General features: G+C 70.2%; 26 protein-coding genes, 1 tRNA gene, 1 pseudogene and 1 riboswitch. Of the genes and pseudogenes, 10 read left to right on the plus strand and 18 right to left on the minus strand.

Annotation, left to right across the window (positions count from 1 at the left end; genetic code table 11):
* The first annotated feature begins 98 nt into the window (after nt 1-98).
* Nucleotides 99-1,115 carry a hypothetical protein gene (locus tag ACFYO5_RS05450; protein ID WP_388704431.1) on the plus strand — a complete coding sequence of 339 codons (1,017 nt, stop codon included), beginning with the start codon at nt 99-101 and terminating at the stop codon, nt 1,113-1,115.
* Nucleotides 1,116-1,211: 96 nt separating this feature from the next.
* Here ACFYO5_RS05450 and ACFYO5_RS05455 read toward each other — a convergent pair whose 3' ends face one another.
* Nucleotides 1,212-2,258 carry a YDG/SRA domain-containing protein gene (locus tag ACFYO5_RS05455; RefSeq protein ID WP_388704434.1) on the minus strand — a complete coding sequence of 349 codons (1,047 nt, stop codon included), beginning with the start codon at nt 2,256-2,258 and terminating at the stop codon, nt 1,212-1,214.
* A 159-nt stretch (nt 2,259-2,417) separates the two neighbouring features.
* On the opposite strand from ACFYO5_RS05455, the gene ACFYO5_RS05460 reads away from it, so the two are divergent.
* Complete coding sequence (locus tag ACFYO5_RS05460; RefSeq protein WP_388704436.1) at nt 2,418-5,573, plus strand: DUF3427 domain-containing protein; 3,156 nt, start codon at nt 2,418-2,420, stop codon at nt 5,571-5,573.
* A 3-nt stretch (nt 5,574-5,576) separates the two neighbouring features.
* On the opposite strand, the gene ACFYO5_RS05465 is transcribed toward ACFYO5_RS05460, so the two are convergent.
* Nucleotides 5,577-5,978, minus strand: coding sequence for a hypothetical protein (locus tag ACFYO5_RS05465; protein ID WP_388704761.1), 402 nt, complete (start codon nt 5,976-5,978; stop codon nt 5,577-5,579).
* Here ACFYO5_RS05465 and ACFYO5_RS05470 point away from each other — a divergent pair.
* Nucleotides 5,874-6,248, plus strand: a pseudogene (locus tag ACFYO5_RS05470) (DUF5753 domain-containing protein); the annotation flags it as partial. The gene ACFYO5_RS05465 and the pseudogene ACFYO5_RS05470 overlap by 105 nt on opposite strands.
* Before the next feature lie 5 nt (nt 6,249-6,253).
* Nucleotides 6,254-6,445, plus strand: a complete 192-nt coding sequence (locus ACFYO5_RS05475; protein ID WP_388704744.1) for a DUF397 domain-containing protein — start codon at nt 6,254-6,256, stop codon at nt 6,443-6,445.
* Nucleotides 6,446-6,697: 252 nt separating this feature from the next.
* On the opposite strand, the gene ACFYO5_RS05480 is transcribed toward ACFYO5_RS05475, so the two are convergent.
* Both ACFYO5_RS05480 and ACFYO5_RS05485 read right to left on the minus strand, forming a co-directional pair.
* Nucleotides 6,698-7,255, minus strand: coding sequence for a DUF2267 domain-containing protein (locus ACFYO5_RS05480; RefSeq protein ID WP_388704438.1), 558 nt, complete (start codon nt 7,253-7,255; stop codon nt 6,698-6,700).
* A gap of 111 nt (nt 7,256-7,366) precedes the next feature.
* Entirely contained in the window at nt 7,367-7,801 is a 435-nt protein-coding gene (locus tag ACFYO5_RS05485) for an Hsp20/alpha crystallin family protein (protein ID WP_388704441.1), read from the minus strand.
* 149 nt (nt 7,802-7,950) lie between these two features.
* Between ACFYO5_RS05485 and ACFYO5_RS05490 the strand changes: the two genes are divergently transcribed.
* Complete coding sequence (locus ACFYO5_RS05490; RefSeq protein WP_388704443.1) at nt 7,951-8,253, plus strand: hypothetical protein; 303 nt, start codon at nt 7,951-7,953, stop codon at nt 8,251-8,253.
* A 61-nt stretch (nt 8,254-8,314) separates the two neighbouring features.
* Here ACFYO5_RS05490 and ACFYO5_RS05495 read toward each other — a convergent pair whose 3' ends face one another.
* On the minus strand, nt 8,315-9,385 hold the full coding sequence (locus tag ACFYO5_RS05495) for a GlxA family transcriptional regulator (RefSeq protein WP_388704446.1): 1,071 nt from the start codon (nt 9,383-9,385) through the stop codon (nt 8,315-8,317).
* A gap of 163 nt (nt 9,386-9,548) precedes the next feature.
* Between ACFYO5_RS05495 and ACFYO5_RS05500 the strand changes: the two genes are divergently transcribed.
* A complete protein-coding gene (locus ACFYO5_RS05500) occupies nt 9,549-10,034 on the plus strand; it encodes a DUF2269 family protein (RefSeq protein WP_388704449.1) in 486 nt (161 codons plus the stop codon).
* A 163-nt stretch (nt 10,035-10,197) separates the two neighbouring features.
* On the opposite strand, the gene ACFYO5_RS05505 is transcribed toward ACFYO5_RS05500, so the two are convergent.
* Both ACFYO5_RS05505 and ACFYO5_RS05510 read right to left on the minus strand, forming a co-directional pair.
* A complete protein-coding gene (locus tag ACFYO5_RS05505) occupies nt 10,198-11,769 on the minus strand; it encodes an MFS transporter (RefSeq protein ID WP_388704451.1) in 1,572 nt (523 codons plus the stop codon).
* 53 nt (nt 11,770-11,822) lie between these two features.
* Nucleotides 11,823-13,133: a DUF445 domain-containing protein gene (locus ACFYO5_RS05510; RefSeq protein ID WP_356559972.1), complete on the minus strand. Its 1,311-nt coding sequence runs from the start codon at nt 13,131-13,133 to the stop codon at nt 11,823-11,825.
* A 178-nt stretch (nt 13,134-13,311) separates the two neighbouring features.
* Between ACFYO5_RS05510 and ACFYO5_RS05515 the strand changes: the two genes are divergently transcribed.
* Entirely contained in the window at nt 13,312-14,682 is a 1,371-nt protein-coding gene (locus ACFYO5_RS05515; RefSeq protein ID WP_388704454.1) for an SGNH/GDSL hydrolase family protein, read from the plus strand.
* A gap of 32 nt (nt 14,683-14,714) precedes the next feature.
* On the opposite strand, the gene ACFYO5_RS05520 is transcribed toward ACFYO5_RS05515, so the two are convergent.
* From ACFYO5_RS05520 to ACFYO5_RS05535, 4 genes are read right to left on the minus strand one after another with little or no spacing between them, the layout of a single operon-like run.
* Nucleotides 14,715-15,386: a DUF1707 domain-containing protein gene (locus ACFYO5_RS05520; RefSeq protein ID WP_388704457.1), complete on the minus strand. Its 672-nt coding sequence runs from the start codon at nt 15,384-15,386 to the stop codon at nt 14,715-14,717.
* Nucleotides 15,387-15,396: 10 nt separating this feature from the next.
* Nucleotides 15,397-16,383 (minus strand): ATP-binding cassette domain-containing protein, encoded by a 987-nt coding sequence (locus ACFYO5_RS05525; protein ID WP_356559975.1) that lies wholly within the window; start codon nt 16,381-16,383, stop codon nt 15,397-15,399.
* A gap of 13 nt (nt 16,384-16,396) precedes the next feature.
* Nucleotides 16,397-17,260 carry an ABC transporter permease gene (locus tag ACFYO5_RS05530; RefSeq protein WP_388704746.1) on the minus strand — a complete coding sequence of 288 codons (864 nt, stop codon included), beginning with the start codon at nt 17,258-17,260 and terminating at the stop codon, nt 16,397-16,399.
* Nucleotides 17,261-17,270: 10 nt separating this feature from the next.
* Nucleotides 17,271-18,071, minus strand: coding sequence for an ABC transporter permease (locus tag ACFYO5_RS05535; RefSeq protein WP_388704460.1), 801 nt, complete (start codon nt 18,069-18,071; stop codon nt 17,271-17,273).
* A gap of 278 nt (nt 18,072-18,349) precedes the next feature.
* On the opposite strand from ACFYO5_RS05535, the gene ACFYO5_RS05540 reads away from it, so the two are divergent.
* Nucleotides 18,350-21,223, plus strand: a complete 2,874-nt coding sequence (locus tag ACFYO5_RS05540; RefSeq protein WP_388704463.1) for a transglycosylase domain-containing protein — start codon at nt 18,350-18,352, stop codon at nt 21,221-21,223.
* Nucleotides 21,224-21,283: 60 nt separating this feature from the next.
* Here ACFYO5_RS05540 and ACFYO5_RS05545 read toward each other — a convergent pair whose 3' ends face one another.
* The 3 genes from ACFYO5_RS05545 to ACFYO5_RS05555 form a co-directional block, all read right to left on the minus strand.
* A complete protein-coding gene (locus ACFYO5_RS05545; protein ID WP_356559978.1) occupies nt 21,284-21,604 on the minus strand; it encodes an SMR family transporter in 321 nt (106 codons plus the stop codon).
* A 35-nt stretch (nt 21,605-21,639) separates the two neighbouring features.
* A riboswitch (guanidine-III (ykkC-III) riboswitch) is annotated at nt 21,640-21,715 on the minus strand.
* A 57-nt stretch (nt 21,716-21,772) separates the two neighbouring features.
* Nucleotides 21,773-22,129, minus strand: coding sequence for a co-chaperone GroES (locus ACFYO5_RS05550; RefSeq protein WP_356559979.1), 357 nt, complete (start codon nt 22,127-22,129; stop codon nt 21,773-21,775).
* Between the two features lie 44 nt (nt 22,130-22,173).
* The gene (locus ACFYO5_RS05555; RefSeq protein WP_356559980.1) at nt 22,174-22,503 is read right to left on the minus strand and encodes a DUF3618 domain-containing protein; all 330 of its coding nucleotides are present in this window, start codon (nt 22,501-22,503) and stop codon (nt 22,174-22,176) included.
* 101 nt (nt 22,504-22,604) lie between these two features.
* On the opposite strand from ACFYO5_RS05555, the gene bcp reads away from it, so the two are divergent.
* Together bcp and ACFYO5_RS05565 are read left to right on the plus strand one after the other, a co-directional pair.
* A complete protein-coding gene (bcp, locus tag ACFYO5_RS05560) occupies nt 22,605-23,072 on the plus strand; it encodes a thioredoxin-dependent thiol peroxidase (RefSeq protein WP_388704467.1) in 468 nt (155 codons plus the stop codon).
* Nucleotides 23,073-23,236: 164 nt separating this feature from the next.
* Nucleotides 23,237-23,319: transfer RNA gene (locus tag ACFYO5_RS05565), tRNA-Leu, on the plus strand.
* 43 nt (nt 23,320-23,362) lie between these two features.
* On the opposite strand, the gene rdgB is transcribed toward ACFYO5_RS05565, so the two are convergent.
* The 4 genes from rdgB to ACFYO5_RS05585 all read right to left on the minus strand — a co-directional run bounded on the left by rdgB (nt 23,363) and on the right by ACFYO5_RS05585 (nt 25,615).
* Complete coding sequence (gene rdgB / locus ACFYO5_RS05570; RefSeq protein WP_388704470.1) at nt 23,363-23,965, minus strand: RdgB/HAM1 family non-canonical purine NTP pyrophosphatase; 603 nt, start codon at nt 23,963-23,965, stop codon at nt 23,363-23,365.
* A gap of 31 nt (nt 23,966-23,996) precedes the next feature.
* Entirely contained in the window at nt 23,997-24,407 is a 411-nt protein-coding gene (locus ACFYO5_RS05575; RefSeq protein WP_388704473.1) for a hypothetical protein, read from the minus strand.
* Nucleotides 24,408-24,541: 134 nt separating this feature from the next.
* Complete coding sequence (rph, locus tag ACFYO5_RS05580; RefSeq protein WP_356559984.1) at nt 24,542-25,279, minus strand: ribonuclease PH; 738 nt, start codon at nt 25,277-25,279, stop codon at nt 24,542-24,544.
* Nucleotides 25,280-25,381: 102 nt separating this feature from the next.
* Nucleotides 25,382-25,615, minus strand: coding sequence for a glucose PTS transporter subunit EIIB (locus ACFYO5_RS05585; RefSeq protein ID WP_107439586.1), 234 nt, complete (start codon nt 25,613-25,615; stop codon nt 25,382-25,384).
* Nucleotides 25,616-25,782: the final 167 nt, after the last annotated feature.

Below are 25,782 nucleotides of genomic sequence, written 5' to 3' on the forward strand. Positions count from 1 at the left end.
GGCGCCCCCGTGGCCGCAGGCCGGCCTCCGCTCCCTTGTCGAGCGCCTGGCCTGCGGCTCTCTCCTCTTCGTCACCGGTCGGCAGTACGGTGTGACCCATGCGCCCCGACACGCCCGCCGAGAACGTCGACCACACCGCCGAAGCGGCACGCCTGGAGCGGACCGCCGGCCGGTATCCCGAGGACGCCGAGGCCCTGCTCGTCCAGGCCGCGGCCCACCTGGAACTGTCCGGCGACCGCCCCGCCGCGACGACCCTCTACGACCGCCTGCTGTCGTCCCCGGCCGGCCTGGACGCCCCGCACCTGGTCCGCGCCCTCAAGGCGTCCAACCTGTGGGAGTACGGCCACGAGGCCGAGGCCCGCGCGATCATCGACGGCATCCGCTCGGCCGCCCCGCGCGACCCGGCCCCCTGGGTGATCGTCGCGGAGTCCCTGGAGTCCCACGACGAGCTGGAGGCGGCGGAGGCGACGTTCACGGAAGCGGCCCGGCTGCTCCTGACGGACGTACCGGAGCCGCCGTACGCCACGCATCCCCTCCTCTTCGGCCGCCACCGTGTCCGCCGCATGCTGGGCGCGGCCCACGACGACTGGGACACCCTCGCCGACGCCCTGCACTCGTCCCCGGTCCCCCTCGACGAACTCCACGACCCCAAGCGGGTCTGGTCCCTCGGCTCCGAGAACCCGGCGGAACTGGCGGCCGAGATCTCCCGCCTCCGCGCGGAACTGGGCACCTTCCGCCAGGCCCTCTCCCGCCCCTTCCCGGTGGCCGTCCTGCACTGGCCGGCCGGGGAACTGGCGGAGCTGGTCTCGGCCTACCCCACGCTCGCGGACGAGTACCCGTCCCACGAGACCCACCTCGCGGTGATAGAGGCATCCCTGCGCGAACTGGCCGCCTCCGGCACGGGCAACCTGGGCATCGTGACGGGCACGGTGCCCTCGTACGAGGCCTTCGCGGCCTCGGAGGGCACGTCGCCCGCAGACGCCGACCTCCTGCCCCAGTACGCGACGACGCTGGCGGCGAGGGGGAGGGCGGCGGCCTGGCCGCCGGGGCGGGGGGCGGAGTGTTGGTGCGGGTCGGGGGAGTTTTACGGGGGGTGTCATGGGGTGGGGGCTTGACGCCCCTGCTTCGATACGGGAAGCCGGTGACCAGGGCCGTCGTCTGGGAACTCCCCGCAACGACGGCCCCCGCCCGGCCCCTAGGCGACCGATGACTTACTGGGATGAACCCAACGCGCGATTGCGCCAGTAGTCACGGTGGTAGCGCACGTACTCCGGGTGGACTGTATGTCCCTTCCTGACCTCAAGCTGCGCCCGAAGGGCTGTGCCGAAAAGAGCCGCACGCACGACTATCGACCAGTCCGTTTCGATGAGGACTGCGCCAATATCGAGCCGTACATGGCAGTTCGGGCAGAGGCACAGGATGTTCGGCTCAACGTCAGGTCCCCGATGAGGCTTGCCCAGGGGCCGTATGTGCGCCCCCTCGCTGTAGGGCTTGCCGTCCGGCCCTTCCAGCCGGAGGCCACACATCTGGCACTCCCCCTCGTAAAGCCTTTTGATGCGCTTCACCGCAGCGGTGTCCCGGACTAGACGGCAGACCCGCATGCTCCGCGTGAGCGGGAACTTCTCCTCGTTGCCCTCGTCCGCCGCGGGGTCGCCGTCCGGCTCCCGCTCGTGGGATGCGGCCTCCTGTTCCCCCAGGTCATCCAAGGCTTGGAGCACCTGGCGCTCAAGGTCAGTCTGCATTTGGAGGTCGTCAGGCAAGCGCTCCAAGTCGAACTGGCAGATCTGAATCTCTGAACCGTCAGGGGCTAGGGACTTTGAGATCGCGTCACGCACAGCGGTGATCTTGTACAGACCGTCGTACCGGTACCCATCGGCCTTGCGGGGGGAGTACCGCTCGTCCCCCTTGCGCCCACGGATCACACGAATGTCGTAGCCGCGCTCAAAGCTCCGCAGCAGAGCAGCATTGTCCAGGTATGACCATGACTGACTACGGAGGAGTTTCCCCGTCTTTGGGTCTTTGTCCTTGCTGGGCGAGGCTCCCGTGTAGCGGATCGTGTCCCACTCATCCTCGTCATCTTCGTAGCCCCCATGCAGGACGATCGCGTCTCCTACCTGAAGGCCATCCTCGTCGGAGGCCCAGGAGATACCTCGCTGGTTGTCCCTGTGTAGCTTCGCCTGCTGGACCGCCTTTCGTCTGGCGAAGACCGCACCCACCGGGACGCCTCGCACATGCCCGCCAACCCGTTCGATTCTCATTCGCCCATACTTGAGCGAGACTGATCAACATTGTCAAACCCCTTCCGTCAAAGGCCGGTTGGGGCTGCATGGCCTTGCTATACGTGACAGCGTCGGTCCTGGTCGTCAGAGCCCTCTGTTAGACATGCACCAGTTGCTCGAGCGATCAAGGGAGCTTGCATGTCTGAGCTGGACGATCTGTCCCGCCCCGTCTCGGGCTTGTACGAGCAACTGATCACGCTGCGCTTCGAACAGAAGCTCAAGGAACTCGCCCGGCTCGGTTGGCACCCGGTGAGCGATCCGGTCGGACCCGAGTCGGTCCCCCACGTGCTTGCTCGACATGTGTCTCGCACCGTGCAGCGCGTACTGCGGAATCTGCCTGCCGGAGATCGCGTGCACGCGGCGAACCACATTCTGGAGTCCGTCAGCACGCTTGAGGGAGCCCAGGAATGGGTGGACCTCGTCGCAGACGGCCCTCGACAGCTCTTGGCTATGACGCAGCAGGAAGCACCAGGAGTCTTCGCCGTTCGCCCCGGCATCCCACTGTCCGACACTGCGCTCCTCACCAACGCCCCCGAAGACCCCAGTCTCGGCTTTGAACTTCGAGCGGAATTGGCAACCGCTGACCACGTGGACCTCCTGTGTGCCTTCGTCAAATGGCACGGACTGCGGGTCATCGAACGGTCTCTTCACGCAGCCCACTCGCGGGGCGTGCCCATACGGGTCCTGACCACTACCTACATCGGCGCCACCGAGCGACGAGCCCTAGACCGCTTGGTGCGCGACTTCAACGCTGAGGTAAAGGTCAACTACGAGACGCGATCGACTCGGCTACATGCCAAGGCATGGCTGTTCCGTCGAGAGAGCGGCTACGACACGGCATACGTCGGCAGCTCGAACCTGTCGAAGGCAGCACTACTCGACGGGCTGGAGTGGAACGTTCGCCTGTCGTCCGTAGCCACGCCCGATGTGCTGCGGAAGTTTGAAGCGACGTTCGAGTCGTACTGGAATGACCCCACCTTCGAAAGGTACGACCCCGACGCTGACGGCAGCCGCCTTCAGGAGGCGCTGACCATCGCAGGCGGAGCCCCTTCCGCCGACCGACCCATTACCCTGTCCGGCCTCGAAGTGCGGCCCTATCCCTATCAGCGCGACATGCTCGAGCGCCTTGATGTAGAGCGTGAGGTACACCATCGGCACCGCAACCTGTTGGTAGCGGCGACTGGCACAGGCAAGACGGTCATGGCAGCGCTCGACTACAAGCACCTTCGGCAGAGGCACGGTCGCGACCTACGTCTCCTCTTCGTCGCTCACCGCAAAGAGATCTTGCAGCAGTCCATGCGGACCTACCAGGAGATCCTGCTCGACGCGAACTTCGGCGAATCGCTGCACAGCGGTGAGATTCCGGAGCGTTGGACTCACGTCTTCGCAAGCGCCCAGTCGCTGCACACACAGACACTGGAGCGCCTCGCCCCGGACCACTTCGACGTCATCGTCATCGATGAGTTCCACCACGGGACCGCACCGACCTACCGCAAGATCATCGATCACTTCCAGCCCGCGGAACTGCTGGGCCTGACCGCCACGCCCGAACGCATGGATGGCAAGAGCATTCAAGAGGAGTACTTCGACGGCCGTATCGCCGCCGAAATGCGCCTGTGGGAAGCGCTGGACAACGAACTCCTCTGCCCTTTCCACTACTTCGGCGTCAGCGACAACACCGATCTAAGCGCTGTGCAGTGGAAGCGGGGAGCATACGACACGGGCTCACTCAGCGAACTTCTGACCGGCGACAAGATCCGCGCTGGCCTCATCCTGAAGGCTGTAGAGGAGAAGGTGGGCGACCCCAGTCGCATGCGAGCGCTGGGGTTCTGCGTCTCGGTCGCCCACGCCCACTTCATGGCCGAGTCTTTCCGGTCGTCCGGTCTCCACGCGGTCGCTGTATCCGGGGAGACTCCGGCGGACGAACGCCGTCAGGCGCTCGCCGATCTGAAATCCGGGACGGTGCGGGTGGTCTTCTCGGTCGACCTCTTCAACGAAGGTATCGATGTCCCCGACGTCGATACCTTGCTCCTGCTCCGTCCTACCTCGAGCGCGACCGTGTTCCTCCAGCAACTCGGACGAGGGCTTCGCCGCTCTGACAACAAGGCCGTGCTGACCGTTCTGGACTTCATCGGCCAGCACCGCAAGGAGTTCCGCTTCGAGAACCAGTTCCGCGCCCTGACGAATCTCAGCCGCAGGCGGTTGTTGGACCACATCGAGCACGACTTCCCGCGGCTCCCCTCCGGCTGCGCGATCATGCTGGAGGAAAAGGCAAAACAAAGAATCATCTCGAATATCAAGGAACAAATCAGCGTCAACGTCACCACGCTAGCCCGTGAGGTGGCTGACTACGGCGAGCTCCGCCTCGGCCGCTATCTGGAAGAGAGCGGCCGCGACATCAAGGAGGTATACCGAGGCAGCGGGAACGCATGGGTCGGACTGCTGCGCCGCGCCGGCCTGATCGACCGCGAGGCACCCGAGGGCGAGGCTCAACTCCTCAAGCGAGCATCTGCCTTCCTCCACGTCGATGACCCGCTGCGCGTGGACTCGTACACACGCATGTTGGAAGACGACGCCCCTGCTTACAACGACCTGGACGAGCAGGGGAAGGCATACGCTCGCATGCTGTTCTTCCAGTTGTGGCCGCTGGGAGGAGTCACGAGAAAGGGCTTCGCGAGCTACGACGCCGGTTTTTCCACACTCCGGAAGCAGCACGCCTTCCGCAGCGAGCTCCGCCAGGTACTGGCGTACAACCTTGACCACACCGAGCACGTGCCGATCGCGCTCCTCGATGGGACTGGCGCCAGGGATATCCCACTGACGGTGCACGCCTCCTACAGCCGCGAAGAGATCCTTCCAGCTCTCGGTCAGGCCGACATCGGCGCCTTCATGCCCGGCGACTTTCGCGAGGGGGTCAAGTGGTGCGAAGCCATCAAGACCGACGCACTACTGATCACCCTGGAGAAGGATGAGAAGGACTTCTCTCCTCAGACCCGCTACCGCGACTTCGCGCTAAGTGCCACCCAGTTCCACTGGGAGTCCCAAAACCAGACCTCGGAGACCTCCCCCACAGGCCTGCGGTACCAGCACCACGTCCAGCAAGGCAGCCACGTGTTGCTGTTCGTCCGTCGCTACAAAACCACCGATATCGGCGGCCCTCAGCCGTGGATGCTGTTGGGACCTGCCCAGTACGCCAAGCATGAAGGCAGCAAGCCGATGGCCATCACTTGGAGGCTCCACCACCCACTTCCGGCAAACGTGCTCACTTACGCCAAGGCCGTAGCGGCAGGCTGACCCTCATGGATGGGCTGGCGCCGCGTTCCATTCGGCCTCGAAGTTCATCTGGGCCCGGTCTAGGATCTCGTCCGTGTCGTGGCCATGCGCCTGTAGCCAGTGCAAGAGGTCAGCGATGACATCGATGGCGGCAGCCTCCGCCGCCATCGCACCCAGCCGACTTCGCCGGGAAGTGCCAAGCAGCTCACCGTCTCGGTAGGAACTGAGGACAGTTTCGGCTCGCGCCACGCGCGACAACCCGCCTACGCGACCCGCCGGCGCCGTCGATGCGGTCGCGAGCTCGCACCACGTCACCTTGCAGTCATTGACCGCGCGGAACCGCCCCACGTCTGGTGCGTAATTGACGAGGCCGCGGTCAGACGCCAGGTCGGCGGCCGCGCAGTCATGAGAGACCAACTCGCTCATCTGCTGACCATGGGAAAGCGGCCACACGTAACCATCCAGGTGCTGCCCTTCTCCACAGGCGCCCACGCCGCTGCCGTCGGGAGTTTTGTAGTCCTGCGCGGCCCAGCCCCAGAGCTGGATGTGGTGTACGTCGACCTGCTCGGCGGCGGCCTTTTCATGGAGAAAGCTCCCGAACTGGAGCGGTATAGATTGGCGTTCGAGTACCTAAGCGCGCAGGCACTCGACCTTGAGTCGTCCGCGGAGCTGATCCAGCGTATAAGCAGGGAGTGACAGTGATGGCGGCCCCTAGCCCCGAGTGGTTCAAGTCCTCCTACAGCGGCGGCAGCGGCACGGAGTGTGTGGAGTGCGCCCGCGTCGATACCGGCATGCTGGTGCGCGACTCAAAGCAGCGGGACGGGGCCGCCTTCGCAGTTTCCAGTCACGCTTGGCGAGCTTTGATCAACACTTTGACCGCTCGCGTCCGCTGACGGAGTGCTCGCATTTCGGCAAGGCCGTGGAGGAGGACGACGGGGGGTGCCGTCGGGTCCGGGGGCGCCGGGGGTGTGGTCGCAGTAGGCCAGGCGGGTGTCGTCGGGGGTGGTGAGGTACGCGGTCAACTCCGGGGCCTGCCTGTCCTGGTCGCTCGGCGGGGACCGCGGCGTCTCCCCCGCCCCGCTGCCGCCGCCGGCGGATTTGCCGTACGGCGGCGGCAGGCGGGGGATGGAAAGGGGGCGGGTGGGTCAAGCCGTGCGGGACACCAGTTCCGCGCGGCCGAACAGCAGGGCGTAGCCCGTCGGGAGTTGGTCCAGGATTCGGTCGGTCAGGTCGTCGCCGATCAGGTTCGGCAGGACGCCTAGGACCGAGCTGACGTCCCAGCGGGCCGTGGCGGGGGTGGCGCCCTCCGTCCGGGTCGCCACCGTGTCGACGAACTCCTTCGCCGACTGCGGGCGGGTCGCCGGGATCTGGGACGCGAACACGCTCGCCGCCTCCCTCGGGAGGGCGCGGGCCAATGCCACGCGCTCGTCGCCCGTCACATGGCCGCCCAGCGCGGAGAGGACGACGCGGGTGACGCGCTCGGCGTCGGAGAGGGTCGGGTACTGACCCGACTCCCTTACGGCCGCGATCAGTTCATCCCAGCCCTGGTCCCGATCCAGGTCCAGGTGGTCCAGGTCCAGGTGGTCCAGGTCCCGGCCCCGGTCCGCATGCCTTCTGTCGCCGTCGTCCTCCCCCGTTGTCGGGCGTACGGGCCGCTGCGGGGCCGGGATGACCGTCCTCGGCGTCTGAGCGGTCGTCGTCATCGTTCGGGCTCCTCCTCCGAGTCCGGTGTGGTGCGGTGTCGTGTGGTGCGGCATGGGCAGGCGCCTCCCGTGGCCCCGGGGGCCGGTTCCGGGGCCACGGGAGGCGGGACGTCAGCCGCTGATCTGCTTACGGTCCCCGGAGCCGCCGGAGATCTGGATGCGGCGCGGCTTGGCCTGCTCGGCCACCGGGATGCGCAGGGTCAGGACGCCGGCCTCGTACGAGGCGTCGATCCGCTCCGTGTCCAGGGTGTCGCCGAGGAAGAGCTGGCGGGTGAAGGTGCCCGTCGGGCGCTCGGCGACGATCAGCTCCGCGCCCTCGGGGGCGGGGGTACGTCGCTCGGCGCGGACGTTGAGGACGTTGCGTTCGACGTCCAGTTCGATCGTCTCGGGGTCGATGCCGGGAAGGTCGAAGTGGACGAGGAAGTCGTCCCCGGACCGGTAGGCGTCCATCGGCATGGCGCCGGGACGGTCGGCGGCGGTACCGGTGCCGAAGACCTGCTGCGCGAGTCGGTCGAATTCGCGGAACGGGTCGGTACGCATGAGCATCACAGTCCACTCCTCTCCTCAGTTCTCTCGGTGCGATGCCCTACGCCTTCTTATATAGCTCGGAGGAGGAAAGTTGACAAGCCTCGACTCAGGTACGGCTGTTCGCCAGGTCCGGGAGTTAGCCTCGAAGCGACTTCGAGGAGGCAGGTATGGCGAAGGTTCCCGGTTCGGTGATGGCCGCGGGCGGCCTGGTCGGCGGGTACGGGGTGGCCCGCTGGACGAAGAAGCGGCCGCTGGGCGGAGCCGTACTCGCCGTGGCCGGTGCCGCGGCCGCGCGGCAGTGGCGACAGCGGGCGGGCGGGAAGGCCGCGGGCGCGCTGACGGTCGCGTACGTCGCCGCGTTCGCCGGGTCCCACCCGCTGGCCAAGAAGGTGGGCGCCTGGCCGTCCGTCCTCGGGGTCGCGGGCGCCGTCGCGCTGGCCTCCTGGGCCGTGGCGGACCGCCGGGCCTGAGCCGACGACCGTCCAGGCCGTGGCCCCCTGAGCCGGACACCGCCGCCCGGCTCGGCTCTCCTCAGCCCGACGCCGACGCCGGCACCGGCCCTGGCCCCGACGCCGACGCCGACACCGGCCCTGAGACCGACACCGCCCCCGGGACCGGCCCCGAGACCGACCCCGGGATTGAGACCGAACCCGACCCCGACCGGAACGCCCGCCGATACCCCTGCGGGCTCGTCCCGACCACCTTGCGGAACCGTTCGCGGAACGCGGTAGGCGAGCCGAATCCCGTCTGGGAGGCGATCCGTTCGACCGGGTGCGCGGTGGTCTCCAGCAGGTACTGCGCCCGTCGGACCCGCGCCCGGTGCAGCCATTGCAGGGGCGTCGTGCCGGCCTGTTCGCGGAAGCGGCGGTTCAGGGTGCGGGTGCTCATACCCGCACGGGCCGCGATCTCGTCCAGGGTGAGGTCGCGGTCGCAGTGCTCCTCCATCCACCGCAGAACGGGTTCCAGGGTGGCCCCGGACGGCGCGGGCGGCAGGTCGTGGACGATGAACTGGGCCTGCCCGCCCTCGCGTTCGAGGGGCATGACCGACATGCGGGCGGCCTGCGCGGCGACGGCCGAACCGTGGTCCCCCCGGATCATGTGCAGGCACATGTCGAGGGCCGCGGCGGCGCCCGCCGACGTCAGGAACTGGCCGTTGTCGACGTAGAGGACGTTCGCGTCGACCGTGATCTCCGGGTGGCGCTCGGCCAGGTCGCGGGCGGCGATCCAGTGGGTCGTCGCGCGCAGGCCGTCGAGCAGGCCGGTCGCGGCGAACAGGAACGCGCCGACGCAGATCGACGCGATGCGCGTGCCGTTCGCCGCCGCCGCGCGCAACGCCTCCGTGACGCCGTCGGGCAGCCGGTCCGGCGGCTGCCGGACGCCGGGCAGGATGATCGTGTCCGCCTCCGCGAGGGCCTCAAGACCGTACGGTGCCCGCACCGTGAACGCCCCCGCGCTCACCTCGCCCGACGGGTACGGCGAGCAGACCCGCACCCGGTACGCCTCACGGCCGTCGGGCAGCCGGGCCCAGCCGAAGACGTCGATCGGGGCGGACAGGTCGAAGGGGATGACCCCGTCCAGGGCCAGGATGGCGACGGTGTGCATGGCGAGATCCTAGGCATGCGACGGGATACCGCCAACCATGCCCACCTGGGAGACGACGAGACGCAGCCCGCCCCGCCCCGGCAGACGCCTTCTGGCGAGAATCCGTTGTCCCGTGGCACTCCCGTCACTTCCGCGGGATCGGCCGCATGCCTACCGTCGGCACGTGACCAAGTTCCTCCTCGCCGTCCACGTCCTCGCCGCGATCATCGCGATCGGTCCCGTCACCGTCGCCGCGAGCATGTTCCCGCCGGCCGCGCGCCGGGCCCTGGCCGCGCCGGATGACGCCCGCGCGGCCGAGACCGTACGACTGCTGCACCGGATCTGCCAGGTGTACGCCGCCGTCGGGATCGCGGTCCCCGTCTTCGGGTTCTTCACGGCGGGCGCGATGGGTGTGCTCGGCGACGCCTGGCTGATCGTGTCGATCGCGCTGACCGTCCTGGCCGCGCTCGTCCTCGTCGTCCTCGTCCTGCCCCGGCAGGAGGTCCTCGCGGAGGCCGCCGGGGGCATCGGGGGCGGCACGGGCACCGTGGGCACGGTGACCCGCCGGGCGACCGTCCGACTCGCCATGTTCACCGGGATCTTCAACCTGCTGTGGGCGACGGTCACCGTCCTGATGATCGTCCGGCCGGGGTCGACGACCGGCGCGTGAAACCACCCGCCCCGGCCGCCGCACACCCCCGCCCACTCGCCGTCACCTCAGGTCAGGTGACGTCGGGTCAGCGCACCCGCACCCGCACCCGGAATACCGCCGCACCCGCCGCCGACGGCCGCCCCCTCGGACGCGGAGAGCCCGCGAGAGCTGCCCGCACCCGTCACGCCGTGGCCGTCTTCGGCCCCTGCGGAGGCTGCGGGCCCTTGGGTCCCCCCGCCTCCCCGGACTCCCCGGGCTTCCCGGCCGTCCCGGCCCCCACCGTCGTACGGGCCTTCGAGGCCGCCGCCGTCAGGGGCTTGGCGATGTCCTCCAGGGAGCGCCGCTCGGCCCGTACCGCGAGGAACGCGGCGACCAGGCCCGCCGCGCACATCAGGGCCGCGCCGATCTGGAAGGCGAGGACCGTGTCGCCGACCTTGCCCGTGCCGGTGAGGTCGGCGAACAGCAGGGGGCCGCTGATGCCGCCCGCGGCGGTGCCGAGGGCGTAGAAGAAGGCGATGGACATCGCCCGGGTCTCCATCGGGAAGATCTCGGAGACCGTCAGGTAGGCGCTGGAGGCGCCCGCGGACGCGAAGAACAGCACCGCGCACCAGCAGGCCGTCATCGTGGTCGCGCTCAGCGAACCCCGGTCGAACAGCCAGGCCGTGCCGAACAGCAGCAGGCCGGAGAGCAGGTACGTCGACGAGATCATGATCCGGCGGCCGACCGTGTCGAACAACTTTCCGAGCAGCAGCGGGCCGAAGAAGTTGCCGAGGGCGATCACGGCGAAGTAGTAGCCGGTGTGACCGGTCGGCACGTCGAAGAACGTGGTGAGGATCGCGCCGAAGCCGAAGGTGATCGCGTTGTAGAGGAAGGCCTGCCCGATGAACAGGGAGAAGCCGAGGACGGCGCGGCGGCGGTAGTCGGAGAAGACCGTGCGGGCGATCTCGGCGAAGGAGACGCCGCGGCGCTGATGGATGGTGAGTTCGCCCTCGGCCGTCGGCAGCGGGGCGCCCTTCTCGGACTCGATCCGCCGTTCGATGGAGGAGACGATCTCCTCCGCCTCCCGGTCCCGGCCGTGGATCAGCAGCCAGCGCGGGCTCTCCGGCACGTGCCGTCGTACGAGGAGGATGACCAGGGCGAGGACGGCGCCGAGCGCGAACGTCAGCCGCCAGCCCACGTTCGCCGCGAACAGGTCCGTGTTCAGGGCGACGATCGACAGCAGCGAACCGCCGACCGCGCCCAGCCAGAAGCTGCCGTTGATGATCAGGTCGACGCGGCCCCGGTACTCCGCCGGGATCAGTTCGTCGATCGCGGAGTTGATCGCCGCGTACTCGCCGCCGATGCCGAAGCCGGTGAGGAAGCGGAAGAGGAGGAACCACCAGGTGTCGAAGGAGATCGCGGTCAGCGCGGTCGCCGCGAGATAGACCGCCAGCGTGATCATGAACAGTTTTTTACGGCCCCAGCGGTCCGTCAGCCGTCCCCAGAACAGGGCGCCGACGCAGGCACCCGCCACGTACAGCGCGGCGGCGATGCCGGTGACCTGCCCGGAGGTGATGGGCAGGCCGCTGCCGGGCTCCGACAGCCGCCCGGCGATGTTGCCGACGACCGTGACCTCCAGGCCGTCGAGAATCCACACGGTGCCCAGACCGAACACGATCGTCCAGTGCCAGCGGGACCAGGGCAGGCGGTCCAGGCGGGCAGGGATGTTCGTGGTGATGGTGCGGCCGGACTCGGCCTGTTCGGTGGTGGCCATGGGCTCCCTCCTCGACGAGCGGAACCACCACCGTCTTCCCCGCGGAACTGCGGCTACGCCCCCAGCGCCCGCGCCACCGTGTAGATCACCAGGCCCGCCAGCGAGCCGACCACCGTGCCGTTGATGCGGATGAACTGGAGGTCGCGGCCGATGTGCGCCTCGATCTTGCGCGTGGTGTGCTCGGCGTCCCAGCCCGCCACCGTGTCGGTGATCAGCAAGGTGATCTCCTTGCGGTACGTCGACACCACGTGCACCGCCGCGCCCTCCACCCAGTGGTCCACCTTGCCCTGCACCTTCGGCTCGGTGGCCATCCGCGACCCCAGCGACAGCAGCGCCGCCCGCACCCGCAGCCGCAGCTCACTGCGCTCGTCCTCGGCCGCCGCCACGATCATCGACCGTACGGCCGTCCAGGCCGACGCGATCAGGTCCTGGACCTCGCCGCGGCCCAGCACCTCACCCTTGAGCCGCTCCACCTTCGCGCGGGTCTCGGTGTCGGACTGAAGGTCGGAGGCGAAGTCCCGCAGGAAGCGGTCCAGGGCGCCACGGGCCGGGTGGGACGGCATGTCCCGCATCTCCGCGCAGAACCGCAGCAGCTCCTTGTAGACCCGCTCGCCGACCCGCTTGTCGACGAACCTGGGGGTCCAGCCGGGCGCGCCGCCCTGCACGGCGTCCATCACCGAGTCGGCGTGCTGGACCAGCCAGTCGTGCGCCCGCGTCACCACCAGGTCGACGGCCCGCCGGTGACCGCCGTCCGCGACGATCTTCTCCAGCATCTTGCCCATCCCGGGCCCGATCTCCCGCGCGTCCGCCCGCCGCGTGATCGCCTCCCCGACCACCGCCTGGACATCGGAGTCCCGCAGCACGGTCAGCGCGCCCCGCAGGGCCGTCGCCAGCTCCGCCGTCACCCGGTCCGCGTGCTCCGGCTCGGCCAGCCACGCCCCCAGCCGGCTCCCGATGCCGACCGCGCGCAGCCGCTGCCGTACGACATCCTCGGAGAGGAAGTTCTCACCGACGAACTCGCCCAGGGAGACGCCGAGCTGGTCCTTCTTGGTCGGGATGATCGCCGTGTGCGGGATGGGCAGTCCCAGCGGATGGCGGAACAGGGCGGTCACGGCGAACCAGTCGGCGAGCGCGCCCACCATGCCCGCCTCGGCCGCCGCCGCCACATACCCCGCCCAGGCGCCGGCCCCCCGGTGGGAGGCCCACTCGGCGAGGACGTACACCACCGCCACGAACCCCAGCATCCCGGTCGCGGTGAGCTTCATGCGCCGCACCCCGCGCCGGCGCTCCTCGTCGGCGGCGCTGAAGACGGTCATGGCGCGCGCCGCGGGCGTCGCCCTGTCCTGCGTTTCCGTACGTTCCATCCGCTCTCCACCCGTTCCCGGTCCCCCGTGACCCGCACGCCACCATTGTCCCCACCTGTCCGACTCCTGGAACGGAACAGGAGTTCCCGGCGTCTGTCAGACGGGGGAGTCCAACGGTGATCTCCTGCATGTTCCGTCGGAGCCTCGCGCTCCCTCGTCCGAGGAGAGACACACCCGCATGACCAGGCATCACGGCGCGGGTTCCGGGGTGCCCCGCGCCCGCCACCACGCCCTCCTGTCCGCGATCCTCGCCGTGATCGTGGGCCTCTCGGCCGCCATATACATCGGGGTCGACGCCGGGGACGGCGGTCGGCGCCGCGAAAACACCCTCGCCTCCTCCCGCACCGGCCCGCAGTCCGCGGCGGCCGCCTCCACCGGCGTCTGGGTGGGCAGCTGGGCCGCCGCCCCCGTCGGCGGCGAGCCGCTCACCGGGACCGACGGCACGGCGGAGCGCACGGTGCGCGATGTCGTCCACACCAGCGTCGGAGGGACGAGTGCCCGCATCACGCTGTCCAACCTCCACGGCACCGGCCCGCTGACCGTCGGCGCTGCCACCCTCGCCGTCGCGGCGGCCGACGACGGCCCCGCCGCAGCCCCCGGCAGCCTGCGCCGGCTCACCTTCGGCGGCCGCCCCACGGTCACCATCCCGGCGGGCGGGCAGGCCGTCAGCGACGCCGCCGCGCTCGCCGTCCCCCCGGACACGGACGTGCTGGTCAGCCTCTACACGCCGACCTCCGCGGGCCCGGTCACCTTCCACCGCCGGGCGCAGCAGACCAGCTACGTCGCCGAGGGCGAGCACACGGGCGACGTGACGGGAGCGCCGTACACCGGGCGGATCGCCCACTGGCGCTACCTCACCGCGCTGGACGTCCTCACCCAGGAGGCCGACGGCACCGTCGTCGCGTTCGGCGACTCCCTCACCGACGGCGCCACCTCCACCCCCGGCGCCAACCGCCGCTGGCCGGACGTCCTCTCCGACCGGCTGCGCGCGTCCCTCTCCGACGGCGACGACGACGCCCCGCGCTACGGCGTCGTCAACGCCGGCATCAGCGGCAACCGCGTCCTCACCGACGGGCCGGGCCGGCCCGCGAACAACCCCAGCGCCCTCGACCGCTTCGACCGGGACGTCCTCGGCCGGCCCGCCGTCAAGGTCGTCGTCATCGACCTCGGGGTCAACGACATCCTGCGCAGCCGGAACACCATCGACCCCGACGCCGTCCTCGACGGCCTGCGGGAGCTGGTCCGCCGCGCCCACGCCCACGGCATCAAGGCCGTCGGCACCACCCTGCTGCCCTTCCGCGGCCACCGCGGCGACACCGACGCCCGCGAGGACGTACGGCAGCGGATCAACGCGGCGATCCGGTCCGGGTCGGTCTACGACACGGTCGTGGACGTCGACCGGGCGATGCACGATCCGTACGACCCGCGCCGACTGCGCTCGGAGTACGACTCCGGCGATCATCTCCACCCCAGCGACCGGGGGTACCGGAAGATGGCCGAACTGATCGGCTGGGGCCAGCTGAGCGGGGCGGGGCGGACGGAGTTGTAGCTCCGGCTCCGGCCCCCCGGCGCCCGCCCGGCTCAGTGCCCCAGGTGACGGTGCCGGTCCCGGTTCCGCGCCCGCTCGCGCCGCCGCTTGCGTTCCACTCCCACCCCGCCCCAGAAGGCGAATCCGGTGATCACCACGCGCGGGGCGCCCGGCGCGGCCGGCACCCCCTGCGCACTGTGGTCGAACCCGCCCATGACGCCGATCCCCCGCACCACGACCTCGACCCCCGGCGGCACGACGACGTGCAGCCCGCCCATGACGGCCACGCAGTTGATCACGACCTCCCCGGCGGCGAAGTCCGCCTCGCGCAGGTCGATCTCCCCGCCGCCCCAGAAGGCGAAGGCCGTGAACCGCCGGGGCACCGTCCACCGCCCCCTGCGCTGGAAGCCGGACATGACGGCCACCGCCCACGTGGACGACCCCTCGCCGCCCACCACGCGCCCGTCCCACTCCCCGTCCTCGCCGCCCGGCGCCGCGGACTTGCGCAGGGACAGGGCAGGCGGCGGAGCGACGCCCGCGGCGGGCAGGTCGCGGGTGACCGGCGTCAGCTCGCCGTAGGTCCGCGCCCGGTACGTGGCGTCCAGCCGCTCCTCGAACTCCGTCATGTCCAGCCGGCCCTCGGCGAGGGCGTCCCGCAGCACCTCGGCGACCCGCTCGCGGTCGGCGTCGGAGGCGCGGAGGTCCGGGACTGCGTCGTCGGTCATGACCGGCAGCCTACGAGTTCCCCGCGGCCGGCACCACGGTCTCCTTGTCCGCGTACATGCGGCCGATCACCGTCTCGATGTCCGGCTCCCGCACCGACAGGTCCACCAGCGGGTACTCCGCCGCGATCCGCGCCACCAGCGGGGCCGCCGACCCCGACGCCGGGAAGGCCAGCCACTGACGCGGCCCCTCCACCCGTACGACCCGTGCCGCGGGGCCCACGTCGATGGGCGGGAGTTCCCGTTCCAGGTCCACGACCAGGGTCCGTTCGCTCTCCCCCGCCTCGTGCAGCCCGGCCAGCGGGCCGTCGTACATCATGCGTCCGTGGTCGATGACCATCACGCGGGAGCAGAGCCGCTCGATGTCCTGGAGGTCGTGGGTGGTGAGCAGGACGGTGGTGCCCCGCTCGGTGTTCAACTCGCCCAGGAACTCCCGCACCCGGGTCTTGGAGACGACGTCGAGGCCGATCGTCGGCTCGTCGAGGTAGAGGACCTCGGGGTCGTGCAGCAGCGCCGCCGCGATGTCGCCGCGCATCCGCTGGCCCAGCGACAGCTGTCGCACCGGTACCTCCAACAGGTCCTCCAGGCCGAGGAGTTCGACGAGCCGGGCGAGGTTCTCGCGGTAACGGGCGTCCGGGATGCGGTACATGCGGTGCGCGAGCCGGTAGGAGTCGATCAGGGGAAGGTCCCACCACAGTGTCGTCCGCTGCCCGAACACCACCCCGATGCGGTGCGCGAGGCGGGTCCGTTCCCGGGCGGGGTCGATGCCCGCCACCCGCAGCCGGCCGCCGCTCGGCGTGAGGATGCCCGTGAGCATCTTGATCGTCGTCGACTTCCCGGCGCCGTTCGGCCCGATGTACCCGACGATCTCGCCGCGCGCCACGGTGAACGACAACCCGTCCACCGCCCGCACCCGCCGCCGCTCGCGCCGCAGGAATCCGGTGCGTCTGCGCACGTCGAAGACCTTCTCCACACCGTCGAGTTCGATGAACGCGTCCACGGCGACTCCCCCGCTAGCTTCCCGTGCTCCGATACGACCTCACCCCCGCCCGCCAGGCCAGACCCGCCGACGCGCAGCAGGCCGCCGCCACCAACGGCGGGGCGTACACCGTCCACCCCGGCAGGTCCAGCGGATACGGCCGCCCCAGCACCCGCGCCGCCGGCACCCAGTTGACGAAGGCCAGCGGGAACACGAACGTCACCGCGCGCACCAGATCCTTCCCGAACACCGTCGGCGGATACTGGAGCAGCGTCTGACCGCCGTACGTGAACGCGCTCTGCACCTCCGCCGCGTCCTGCGCCACGAACTGGAACGCGGCCCCCGCCACCAGCACCGCACCGAAGATCACCGCACCGCTGACCAGCATCACCGGCACCAGCAGCACCTTGGCCGGCGTCCAGTCGACGTCCGCCGCCGTCAGCGCGTATCCCAGGACCAGCAGCCCCTGCGCGATCCGGGAGAGCCGGCGCAACGCGAACCGGTCGGCCGCCACCTGCGCCAGCACCGGGGCCGGACGCACCAGCAGCGTGTCGAGCGTGCCGTCCCGCACCCGCGAGCCCAGCCGGCCGGCCGACCCGATCAACAGGTCCGCGACCCCGAACGAGGTCGCGGACAGCCCGTACAGGAAGGCCACCTCGGGCAGCGAGTAGCCGCCGAGCACATCGATCCGCGAGAACATCAGCAGGATCGCGACAAAGTCCAGACCCGTCACCAGCAGCCCGCTCACCAGGGTCATCACGAACGACAGCGGGTAGGCCATCGTCGAGCGGATCCACATCCCGGCGATCAGCCGGTACGCCCGCAGCCCCTCCCGCACCCGGCCCCGCTCCGGCTCGCGCACCCACTCCGGCCACCGCAGCGGCCCGGGCTCCCGCATCCGGTCGGCCTCAGCCACCCTGCACCACCACCCGCCGCGTCGCCGCCGTCTGCACCACCCGGCCCAGCGCCAGCAGCGCCACCGCCCACCCCGCCTGGAAGGCGTACGTATCCAGCGCCCCCGCCTCGCCCATCAGCAGGTCGGCCGGCCGCTGGAGCATCGCCGACCACGGCAACGCCCGCACGATCCCCCCCAACGGCTCCGGGAACGCGTTGAGCGGCAACGCCATGCCCGTACAGAACATCCCCGCCACCATCAGCATCTGGAGGGCGCCCGTGCCGTCCAGCAGCCAGAAACCGCTCAACGCGACCAGGAACCGGATGCCGAAGCTCACCGCCATCGCCAGCAGCAGCGCGACCAGGAACCGCGACCACACCAACGGGTCGGCGGGCAGCGCCGTCGGGAAGAACAGCGTGCCGAACGCGAACGGGATCACCCCCCGTCCCAGCAGCTGGAAGAACGAACGCCCCAAGTCGGCCGCCAGCCACCACAGTTGCAGGTCAGCCGGCCGGTACAGATCGATCGCCACCGCGCCGGTACGAATGCGTTCCATCAACTCGGCCTCGAAGCCGCCGCCCTGCATCGCCAATGTCGCGAACAGCGCCTGCCCCAGCCACACGTACGTCACCGCCTGCGCCTGGTCATAGCCGCCCAGCCGCGGCCGCTCGTCCCACAAGGCCAGATAGGTGTAGACCAGGATGAGGCCGAAAACCGTGTTGGTGAACACCCCCGCCGCCGTCGCCACCCGGTAGGTCGCGTACCGTCGGAAACTCCCCGCCGCCACGGTCGCGTACAAGCGCACCGAACCCACGGCACCAGCCCTCCTCACCCGCGGCGATCCCGCGCCGATCCCGCCACGGCGGCGAAGCGCAGGAGCTTAGTGGGCGGGCCCCCTCGTGTGCCACGCGGTTTCCGGGCAGCCCACGGCGCGGCCGACACGGGCGGTACGTGCGGCATGTGGCGTGTGTGGCACAACACGCGCCGATTGCCGGGAACGGAACGCCTGGTGCGAGAGTCTTCAACAAGGGGCGCGGAAGGCGTACGAGACGTACGGGAACGTACGAGGCGAATCAGGAGTCCGAGCAACACATGAGCGACGAGCCGCAGCCGAAGCAGCCGACCGAGGACCGGGCGACCGGCACACCCGAGGCGGCCGGCACATCCGAAGCGGCGGGCACATCCGAGGCGGGCGGCGCGTCAGAGGCGGCGCGCACGTCCGGGGCGGCCGGCACATCCGACCCGGTCGGTGCACGCAAGGAGGCCGGCCCGTCCGACGCGGCCGGCGCGTCCGAGGCAGCCGGTACGTCCCGGTCGGCCGGTACATCCCGGTCGGCCGACGCGTCCGGGGCGGCCGGTGCCTCCGGGGCGGCCGGTGCCTCCGGGGCGGCCGGCGCCCGCCGGACCGGGCGCGCGCCCGAGACGGCCGGACGCCGAGAAGAGGCACGTACACCCGGTGCGGCCCACGCGCCCAAGGCGGCGCACACGCCGAAGGCGGTGCCCGCCCCCGCGGCGTCCCCCGGCCCCGAGGCCGTCGGACCTGCCGCGTCGGCCCGCAGCCCCGAGGTGGCCGTCGCGTCCGTCGCGGCGGGCACGTCCGCTGCATCCGGCACGTCCCGGACGGTGGCAGGCCCCGCCGCCGGCGGCAAGGCCAAACGCCCCAGGCGCAGCGGCTGGCGCCGGATCTTCCCCACCTGGCGCATGGTCCTCGGCACCCTCCTCCTCGGCGCGGCCCTCCTCGTCGGCCTGTTCTTCGTCGGCTACTCCATGGTGAAGATCCCGCCCGCCAACGCCCTCGCCACCAAGCAGAGCAACGTCTACCTCTACGCCGACGGCACCGAGATCGCCCGCGACGGCACCGTCAACCGCGAGAACGTCGACCTCTCCCAGATCTCCAAGGCCGCCCAGCACGCGGTCCTCGCCGCCGAGGACCGCGACTTCTACACCGAGTCCGCCATCGACCCCAAGGCGATGCTGCGGGCCGGCTGGAACACCGCCCTCGGCAAGGGCAAGCAGTCCGGCTCCACGATCACCCAGCAGTACGTGAAGAACTACTACCTCGCGCAGGAACAGACCGTCACCCGCAAGGTGAAGGAGTTCTTCATCTCCATCAAGCTGGACCGCGAGATCTCCAAGGACGACATCCTGGAGGGCTACCTCAACACCAGCTACTTCGGCCGCAACGCCTACGGCATGCAGGCCGCCGCCAAGGCCTACTACGGTGTCGACGCCGCCGCGCTCACCCCCGCCCAGGGCGCCTACCTCGCCGCCCTGGTCAACGCGCCCAGTGAGTACGACGTCATCGCCCATCCCGAGAACCGCAAGGCCGCCGAGGCCCGCTGGAACTACGTGCTCGACGGCATGGTCACCAAGGGCTGGCTCGGCCAGGCCGACCGCGCCGGCCTGGAGTTCCCCACCCCCAAGGAGACCTCCGGCGCCGACACCGGCATGTCCGGCCAGCGCGGCTACCTCGTCAACGCCATCAAGGACTACCTGCGCACCAACAAGATCGCCACCGCCGACGAACTCGAAGCCGGCGGCTACCGCATCACCACGACCCTGGACAAGAAGAAGCAGGACGCCTTCGTCGAAGCCGTCAACGACAAGCTGATGGACAAGCTCGACCAGAAGGACCGCAAGGCCGACACCTACGTCCGCGCGGGCGGCGCCGCGGTCGAGCCCAGGACCGGCAACGTCCTCGCCCTGTACGGCGGCATCGACTACGTCAAGCAGTACACCAACAACGCCACCCGCCGGGACTTCCAGGTCGGCTCCACCTTCAAGCCGTTCGTCCTCACCTCCGCCGTCCAGAACGAGTCCGAGACCCAGGACCGCCGCCGCATCACCCCCAACACCGTCTACGACGGCACCGACCGACGCCCCGTGCAGGGCTGGAGCGGTGAGACGTACGCCCCCGAGAACGAGGACAACGTCAACTACGGCGACATCAGCGTCCGCACCGCCACCGACAAGTCCGTGAACTCCGTGTACGCGCAGATGGCCGTCGACGTCGGCCCCGAGAAGGTCGAGCGGACCGCCGTCGCCCTCGGCCTGCCCGGCGACACCCCCGACCTCGAGCCCTACCCGTCGATCGCCCTCGGCACGGCTAACGCCAGCGTCCTCGACATGGCGGAGGCCTACGCCACCCTCGCCAACCACGGCCGGCACGGCACCTACACCCTGATCAGCAAGATCACCAGGAACGGCGCCGACGTCCTCGACCTCCCCGAGCGCAAGACCTCGCAGGTCGTCAGCCGCGAGGCGGCGGACACCACCACCGCCGTGCTCCGCAGCGTCGTCCAGAACGGCACCGCCACCGCGGCGCTCGCCGCCGGCCGCCCGGCCGCCGGCAAGACCGGCACCGCCGAGAAGGACACCGCCGCCTGGTTCGCCGGCTACACCCCCGACCTCGCCACCGTCGTCGCCGTCATGGGCCAGGATCCCGTCACCGCCGCCCACAAGTCGCTCTACAACGTGATGGGCCTGCCCCGCATCAACGGCGGCGGCGCCCCCACCGAGATCTGGGCCCAGTTCACCAGGAAGGCCCTCAAGGGCACCCCGGTCACCGACTTCAGCCTCCAGATCCAGGAAGGCTCCGAGGAAACGGCGTACCCGTCCTCCGAACCCTCCCCGAACGAGCCGAGCGAGAGCGCGGACGAGGACGACACCACCGGCGGCCAGAACACCCGGTCCCCCGGCGCGGACCAGGGCGGGACCGACGGCGGCAGCACCGACGGCCCCACCGGCGGCAGCGCGACCGGCGGCACCCCCACCACGGGCGGCACCACCGACGGCGGAACCACGACCGGCGGCACCCCCACCACCGGTGGCGGCACCGACGGCGGCACCGGCGGAGACACCTCCACGGGCGGCACCACCGACGCCGGCGCCTCGGACGGCGGCGGCACCGGCACCTTGGGCGGCGCCTTCCCGCAGCTCACGGCCCGAAGGCCGATCGACGAGTGACGGTCCGGGGTCTCTCGTCGGCGTCAGGCCGAGACCGGCAATGACCCGAACGAGAGACCCTCAGTGCCCCGAGGTCGCCTTCAGCCCCACCACGGCGACCAGCAGCAGACACACGAAGAAGATCCGGGCGGCGGTCGCCGGCTCCCCCAGCACCACCATGCCGAACACCGCCGCCCCCGCCGCCCCGATCCCCACCCACACGCCATAAGCGGTCCCGATCGGCAGCGAACGCGCGGCGTACGAGAGCAGCAGCATGCTGGCGACGATCCCCGCGCCGGTCAGAAGGCTGGGCACCACACGCGTGAACCCGTCGGTGTACTTCATCCCGATCGACCAGCCCACCTCCAGCAGACCGGCGACGACCAGCAGAACCCAGGCCATGACAGCACCTCCGGGACACGAACTCTCGACAGAACGGTGCGTCGTCTTTGCCTGCACACATCCCGGTACGGCGCGTCTCGTCGGGCTCCTTCCAAACTAGCAAAGGAATGGGAAAAGGGCTGGTGACCATGGTCACCAGCCCTTTTCGGCCTACGAAACAGAGGCGCGTCAGAGGTACAGGCCCGTGGAGTCCTCCGACCCCTCGAACCGGTCCGCGGCCACCGCGTGCAGGTCGCGCTCGCGCATCAGCACGTACGCGATGCCGCGCACCTCCACCTCGGCGCGGTCCTCCGGGTCGTACAGCACCCGGTCGCCCGGCTCCACGGTCCGCACGTTCTGACCCACCGCCACGACCTCGGCCCAGGCCAGCCGACGGCCCACGGCCGCCGTCGCCGGGATCAGGATGCCGCCGCCGGAACGCCGCTCGCCCTCGCTGGCGTCCTGGCGCACCAGGACCCGGTCGTGCAGCATCCGGATCGGCAGCTTGTCGTCGTCACTGCTGTGCTCGCTTCTCTTACCGCTCACACCGACGAACCTACCTGCCCGCGCCCGGCGAGGACGCCCTCGGGTCAGCCCTTACGACGTCGCGTACCGAACGCGAGCAGTCCCACGAGCCCGACCACCACGAGGGCCACCGGCACCACCCGCTCCAGGCGCGGCGCGCCCTCCTCGTCCACGAACTGCGCTCGCACCTCGCTCACCACACGGTTGACCTGCACGTAGGCCTTCCCGAGTGTGTGATCGACATTGGCCGCGACCTTGGCCTTGGCATCGCCGACGATCGTCTTCGGATGCACCCGCACCCCGATCTCGTCGAGCGTCTCGGCCAGCGTCTCTCGGCGGTGCCTGATGTCCGCCTCGATCTGCGCCGGGGTTCTGGTGTCCGACGTGTCCGCCACGGTGGGGCCTCCGAAGTGAGCCGACGTTTCCTACGTGTTCTGGACAGTCTGTCAGTTCCCCGCGCGCCCGCACTGTCAGGACCCCCGGTTACGCTGGACCGATGAGCGAGCGACTCCAGCCCGGCGACGTGGCCCCCGCCTTCACCCTCCCCGACGCCGACGGCCACGAGGTGTCCCTGTCGGACCACAAGGGCCGCAAAGTCATCGTCTACTTCTACCCGGCCGCCCTGACGCCCGGCTGCACGAAGCAGGCCTGCGACTTCACCGACAACCTCGACCTCCTCGCCGGCGCCGGGTACGACGTCATCGGCATCTCCCCGGACAAGCCGGAGAAGCTCGCGAAGTTCCGCGAGAAGGAGAACCTGAAGATCACCCTGCTCGGCGACCCCGAGAAGACGGTCACCGAGGCCTACGCGGCGTACGGCGAGAAGAAGAACTACGGCAAGACGTACCTGGGCGTCATCCGCTCGACGATCGTCGTCGACGAAGAGGGCAAGGTGGAACACGCCTTCTACAACGTCCGAGCGACCGGCCACGTAGCGAAGATCATCAAGGACCTGGGCATCTGAGCCCTCCGTCCCCGCGGCCCGCGCCGACTCCCCGTCGCCGCGGGCCGCTCCACCAGCCGGACGATCGGTTTTGCTGCCCTTCCGTCTCGCCGCAACCGCTCGCCGCACAGTCGCGGATCCCCGTACACTGACAGCCGCCCGTCACACGTGACGACGGGCGGCCGGCGGCCTTGGCGGAACGGCAGACGCCTCGCGTTTAGGGCGCGATGGGAGCAATCCCGTGAGGGTTCGAATCCCTCAGGCCGCACCTGCGGAGGGGGCCGTCCTACGGGACGGCCCCCTCCCGTGTCTCAGCCCAACAACTCCCGAATCACCGGCACCAGCGCCCGGAACGCCTTCCCCCGGTGGCTGATCGCGTTCTTCTCCTCCGCCGTCAGCTCGGCGCACGTCCGCGCCTCGCCCTCCGGCTGGAGGATCGGGTCGTAGCCGAAGCCGTTCGCGCCGGCCGGGGCGCGCCGCAGCACGCCCCGCATCTGCCCCTCGACCACCCGCTCCGTGCCGTCCGGCAGGGCGAGGGCCGCCGCGCAGGCGAAGTGTGCGGCTCGGTGTTCGTCGGCGATGTCGGAGAGCTGGGCGAGGAGGAGTTCCAGGTTGGCGCGGTCGTCGCCGTGTGTGCCGGCCCAGCGGGCCGAGAAGATGCCGGGGGCGCCGCCCAGGACGTCGACGCAGAGACCGGAGTCGTCGGCGATGGCGGGGTGGCCGGTGGCCCGGGCGAGGGCGTGGGCCTTGAGCAGGGCGTTCTCGGCGAAGGTGACGCCGGTTTCCCTGACGTCGGGGATGTCGGGGTAGGCGTCCGCGCCGACGAGGTCGTGGGGCAGGCCTGCGTCGGCGAGGATCGCCCGGAGTTCGGTGATCTTTCCGGCGTTGCGGGTGGCGAGGATCAGGCGGGTCATGTGCCCAGTATCCCGATTCCCGCGCGGTGTCCTACGGCGTGCAGACCTTGGTCAGTTCGCCCGCCGCGTCGGTGACGGGGCTGAGGTCGGGGGTGTTGTCGCCGTTCTCGACGGCGGTGCGGACGTTGGTGACGGCCTCGCGGAGGTTGTCGACCGCCTTGTCGACGTCGGCGTCGTCGGTCTTGTCACCTATCTTGTCGAGGTTGTTCTCGATGGAGGTGAGGGACTCCTGGGTCTGCGTCGGGTCGTTGGCGGCGTTCTCCACGGCCTGCTGGAGGTCGGTGACGCTGTCGGCGATGGAGTCGGCGGTCTGGACGCAGTCGAGCGCCTTGTTCACGGCGTCGCATCCGGTGGCCGTGAGTCCCATGGTGAGCGCGACGGCCGCGGCTGCGGCGGCGATGGCGGTACGGCGGCGTCGGTGGCGGCTCGCGACCTCGGACATGACTGTGTTCCTCCCCTTGGGCAGGCCCCGGGAGGCCCCCGTCGTGTGCGGCCGTGCGCGGGCCGTCGTACTGCGCAAGACGCCGGGGCGGACGGCGCGGTTGCCCGCGCGTCCGGTCCTCTTTGGCGTGCTCTTTACTTTTGCAGGACGGTATCAAGTGCGGCGCGCTGGAGCGCGGCCAATTCCGTGCAGCCGGAAACGGCCAGGTCCAGCAGGGAGTTGAGTTCGTCGCGGGCGAACGGCTCGGCCTCGGCGGTGCCCTGGACCTCGACGAAGCGGCCGTCGCCGGTGCAGACGACGTTCATGTCGGTGTCGGCGCGGACGTCCTCCTCGTAGCAGAGGTCGAGGAGGGGGATGCCGCCGACGATGCCGACGGAGACGGCGGAGACGGTGCCGGTGAGGGGCTGGCGGCCGGCCTTGATCAGTTTGCGGCCCTTGGCCCAGGTGATGGCGTCGGCGAGGGCGACGTAGGCGCCGGTGATGGCGGCGGTGCGGGTGCCGCCGTCGGCCTGGAGGACGTCGCAGTCGAGGACGATGGTGTTCTCGCCGAGCGCCTTGTAGTCGATGACGGCGCGCAGGGACCGGCCGATGAGGCGGGAGATCTCGTGGGTGCGGCCGCCGATCCTGCCGCGGACGGATTCCCGGTCGCCGCGGGTGTTGGTGGCTCGGGGGAGCATGGAGTACTCCGCGGTGACCCAGCCCTCGCCGCTGCCTTTGCGCCAGCGGGGGACGCCTTCGGTGACCGAGGCGGTGCAGAAGACCTTGGTGTCGCCGAAGGAGACGAGGACGGAGCCTTCGGCGTGCTTGCTCCAGCCGCGTTCGATGGTGACGGGGCGGAGCTGTTCGGGGGTGCGGCCGTCGATGCGAGACATGGCGTCGAGCCTAGCGGCAGGCGCGGGAGGGGCCTGTCCCGCAGGTGCGGAAGGGGCCCCTCCCGCGGGTGCGGTGGGGCCCCTTCGCGTGAGCGGTGAGGCTCACATCATGTCTTCGATCTCCGCGGCGATGGGGTCGGCGTCGGTGCCGATGACGACCTGGATGGCGGTGCCCATCTTGACGACGCCGTGGGCGCCGGCGGCCTTCAGGGCGGCTTCGTCGACCTTGCCGGCGTCGATGACCTCGGTGCGCAGGCGGGTGATGCAGCCCTCGACCTCTTCGATGTTGTCGATGCCGCCGAGCCCGGCGACGATCTTCTCAGCCTTGCTGGCCATGTCCTTCTCCCTGACGTCCCTGAATTGCCTGATGCGACCTGGTCCGGACCGCTTGGTCGCAGTAACCCACAGTTGGCCCATCTTTGCGAGCGATCGTGCCGGATGTATCGAAGGATGACGTCACAGCAACGAAATGGTCCGTAGCTGGTCTACACCACCTGACAGGC

This window comes from Streptomyces sp. NPDC006259 (genome assembly GCF_042870975.1).
GTDB lineage: Bacteria > Actinomycetota > Actinomycetes > Streptomycetales > Streptomycetaceae > Streptomyces.

Excerpts from the sequence above, each read along its gene's own strand:
- ACFYO5_RS05450 (WP_388704431.1), top strand. The coding sequence starts at position 99 with ATGCGCCCCGACACGCCCGCCGAGAACGTCGACCACACCGCCGAAGCG.
- ACFYO5_RS05455 (WP_388704434.1), bottom strand. The coding sequence starts at position 2,258 with ATGAGAATCGAACGGGTTGGCGGGCATGTGCGAGGCGTCCCGGTGGGT.
- ACFYO5_RS05460 (WP_388704436.1), top strand. The coding sequence starts at position 2,418 with ATGTCTGAGCTGGACGATCTGTCCCGCCCCGTCTCGGGCTTGTACGAG.
- ACFYO5_RS05465 (WP_388704761.1), bottom strand. The coding sequence starts at position 5,978 with ATGAGCGAGTTGGTCTCTCATGACTGCGCGGCCGCCGACCTGGCGTCT.
- ACFYO5_RS05475 (WP_388704744.1), top strand. The coding sequence starts at position 6,254 with ATGGCGGCCCCTAGCCCCGAGTGGTTCAAGTCCTCCTACAGCGGCGGC.
- ACFYO5_RS05480 (WP_388704438.1), bottom strand. The coding sequence starts at position 7,255 with ATGACGACGACCGCTCAGACGCCGAGGACGGTCATCCCGGCCCCGCAG.
- ACFYO5_RS05485 (WP_388704441.1), bottom strand. The coding sequence starts at position 7,801 with ATGCTCATGCGTACCGACCCGTTCCGCGAATTCGACCGACTCGCGCAG.
- ACFYO5_RS05490 (WP_388704443.1), top strand. The coding sequence starts at position 7,951 with ATGGCGAAGGTTCCCGGTTCGGTGATGGCCGCGGGCGGCCTGGTCGGC.
- ACFYO5_RS05495 (WP_388704446.1), bottom strand. The coding sequence starts at position 9,385 with ATGCACACCGTCGCCATCCTGGCCCTGGACGGGGTCATCCCCTTCGAC.
- ACFYO5_RS05505 (WP_388704451.1), bottom strand. The coding sequence starts at position 11,769 with ATGGCCACCACCGAACAGGCCGAGTCCGGCCGCACCATCACCACGAAC.
- ACFYO5_RS05510 (WP_356559972.1), bottom strand. The coding sequence starts at position 13,133 with ATGGAACGTACGGAAACGCAGGACAGGGCGACGCCCGCGGCGCGCGCC.
- ACFYO5_RS05515 (WP_388704454.1), top strand. The coding sequence starts at position 13,312 with ATGACCAGGCATCACGGCGCGGGTTCCGGGGTGCCCCGCGCCCGCCAC.
- ACFYO5_RS05520 (WP_388704457.1), bottom strand. The coding sequence starts at position 15,386 with ATGACCGACGACGCAGTCCCGGACCTCCGCGCCTCCGACGCCGACCGC.
- ACFYO5_RS05530 (WP_388704746.1), bottom strand. The coding sequence starts at position 17,260 with ATGCGGGAGCCCGGGCCGCTGCGGTGGCCGGAGTGGGTGCGCGAGCCG.
- ACFYO5_RS05540 (WP_388704463.1), top strand. The coding sequence starts at position 18,350 with ATGAGCGACGAGCCGCAGCCGAAGCAGCCGACCGAGGACCGGGCGACC.
- ACFYO5_RS05545 (WP_356559978.1), bottom strand. The coding sequence starts at position 21,604 with ATGGCCTGGGTTCTGCTGGTCGTCGCCGGTCTGCTGGAGGTGGGCTGG.
- bcp (WP_388704467.1), top strand. The coding sequence starts at position 22,605 with ATGAGCGAGCGACTCCAGCCCGGCGACGTGGCCCCCGCCTTCACCCTC.
- rdgB (WP_388704470.1), bottom strand. The coding sequence starts at position 23,965 with ATGACCCGCCTGATCCTCGCCACCCGCAACGCCGGAAAGATCACCGAA.
- ACFYO5_RS05575 (WP_388704473.1), bottom strand. The coding sequence starts at position 24,407 with ATGTCCGAGGTCGCGAGCCGCCACCGACGCCGCCGTACCGCCATCGCC.
- rph (WP_356559984.1), bottom strand. The coding sequence starts at position 25,279 with ATGTCTCGCATCGACGGCCGCACCCCCGAACAGCTCCGCCCCGTCACC.
- ACFYO5_RS05585 (WP_107439586.1), bottom strand. The coding sequence starts at position 25,615 with ATGGCCAGCAAGGCTGAGAAGATCGTCGCCGGGCTCGGCGGCATCGAC.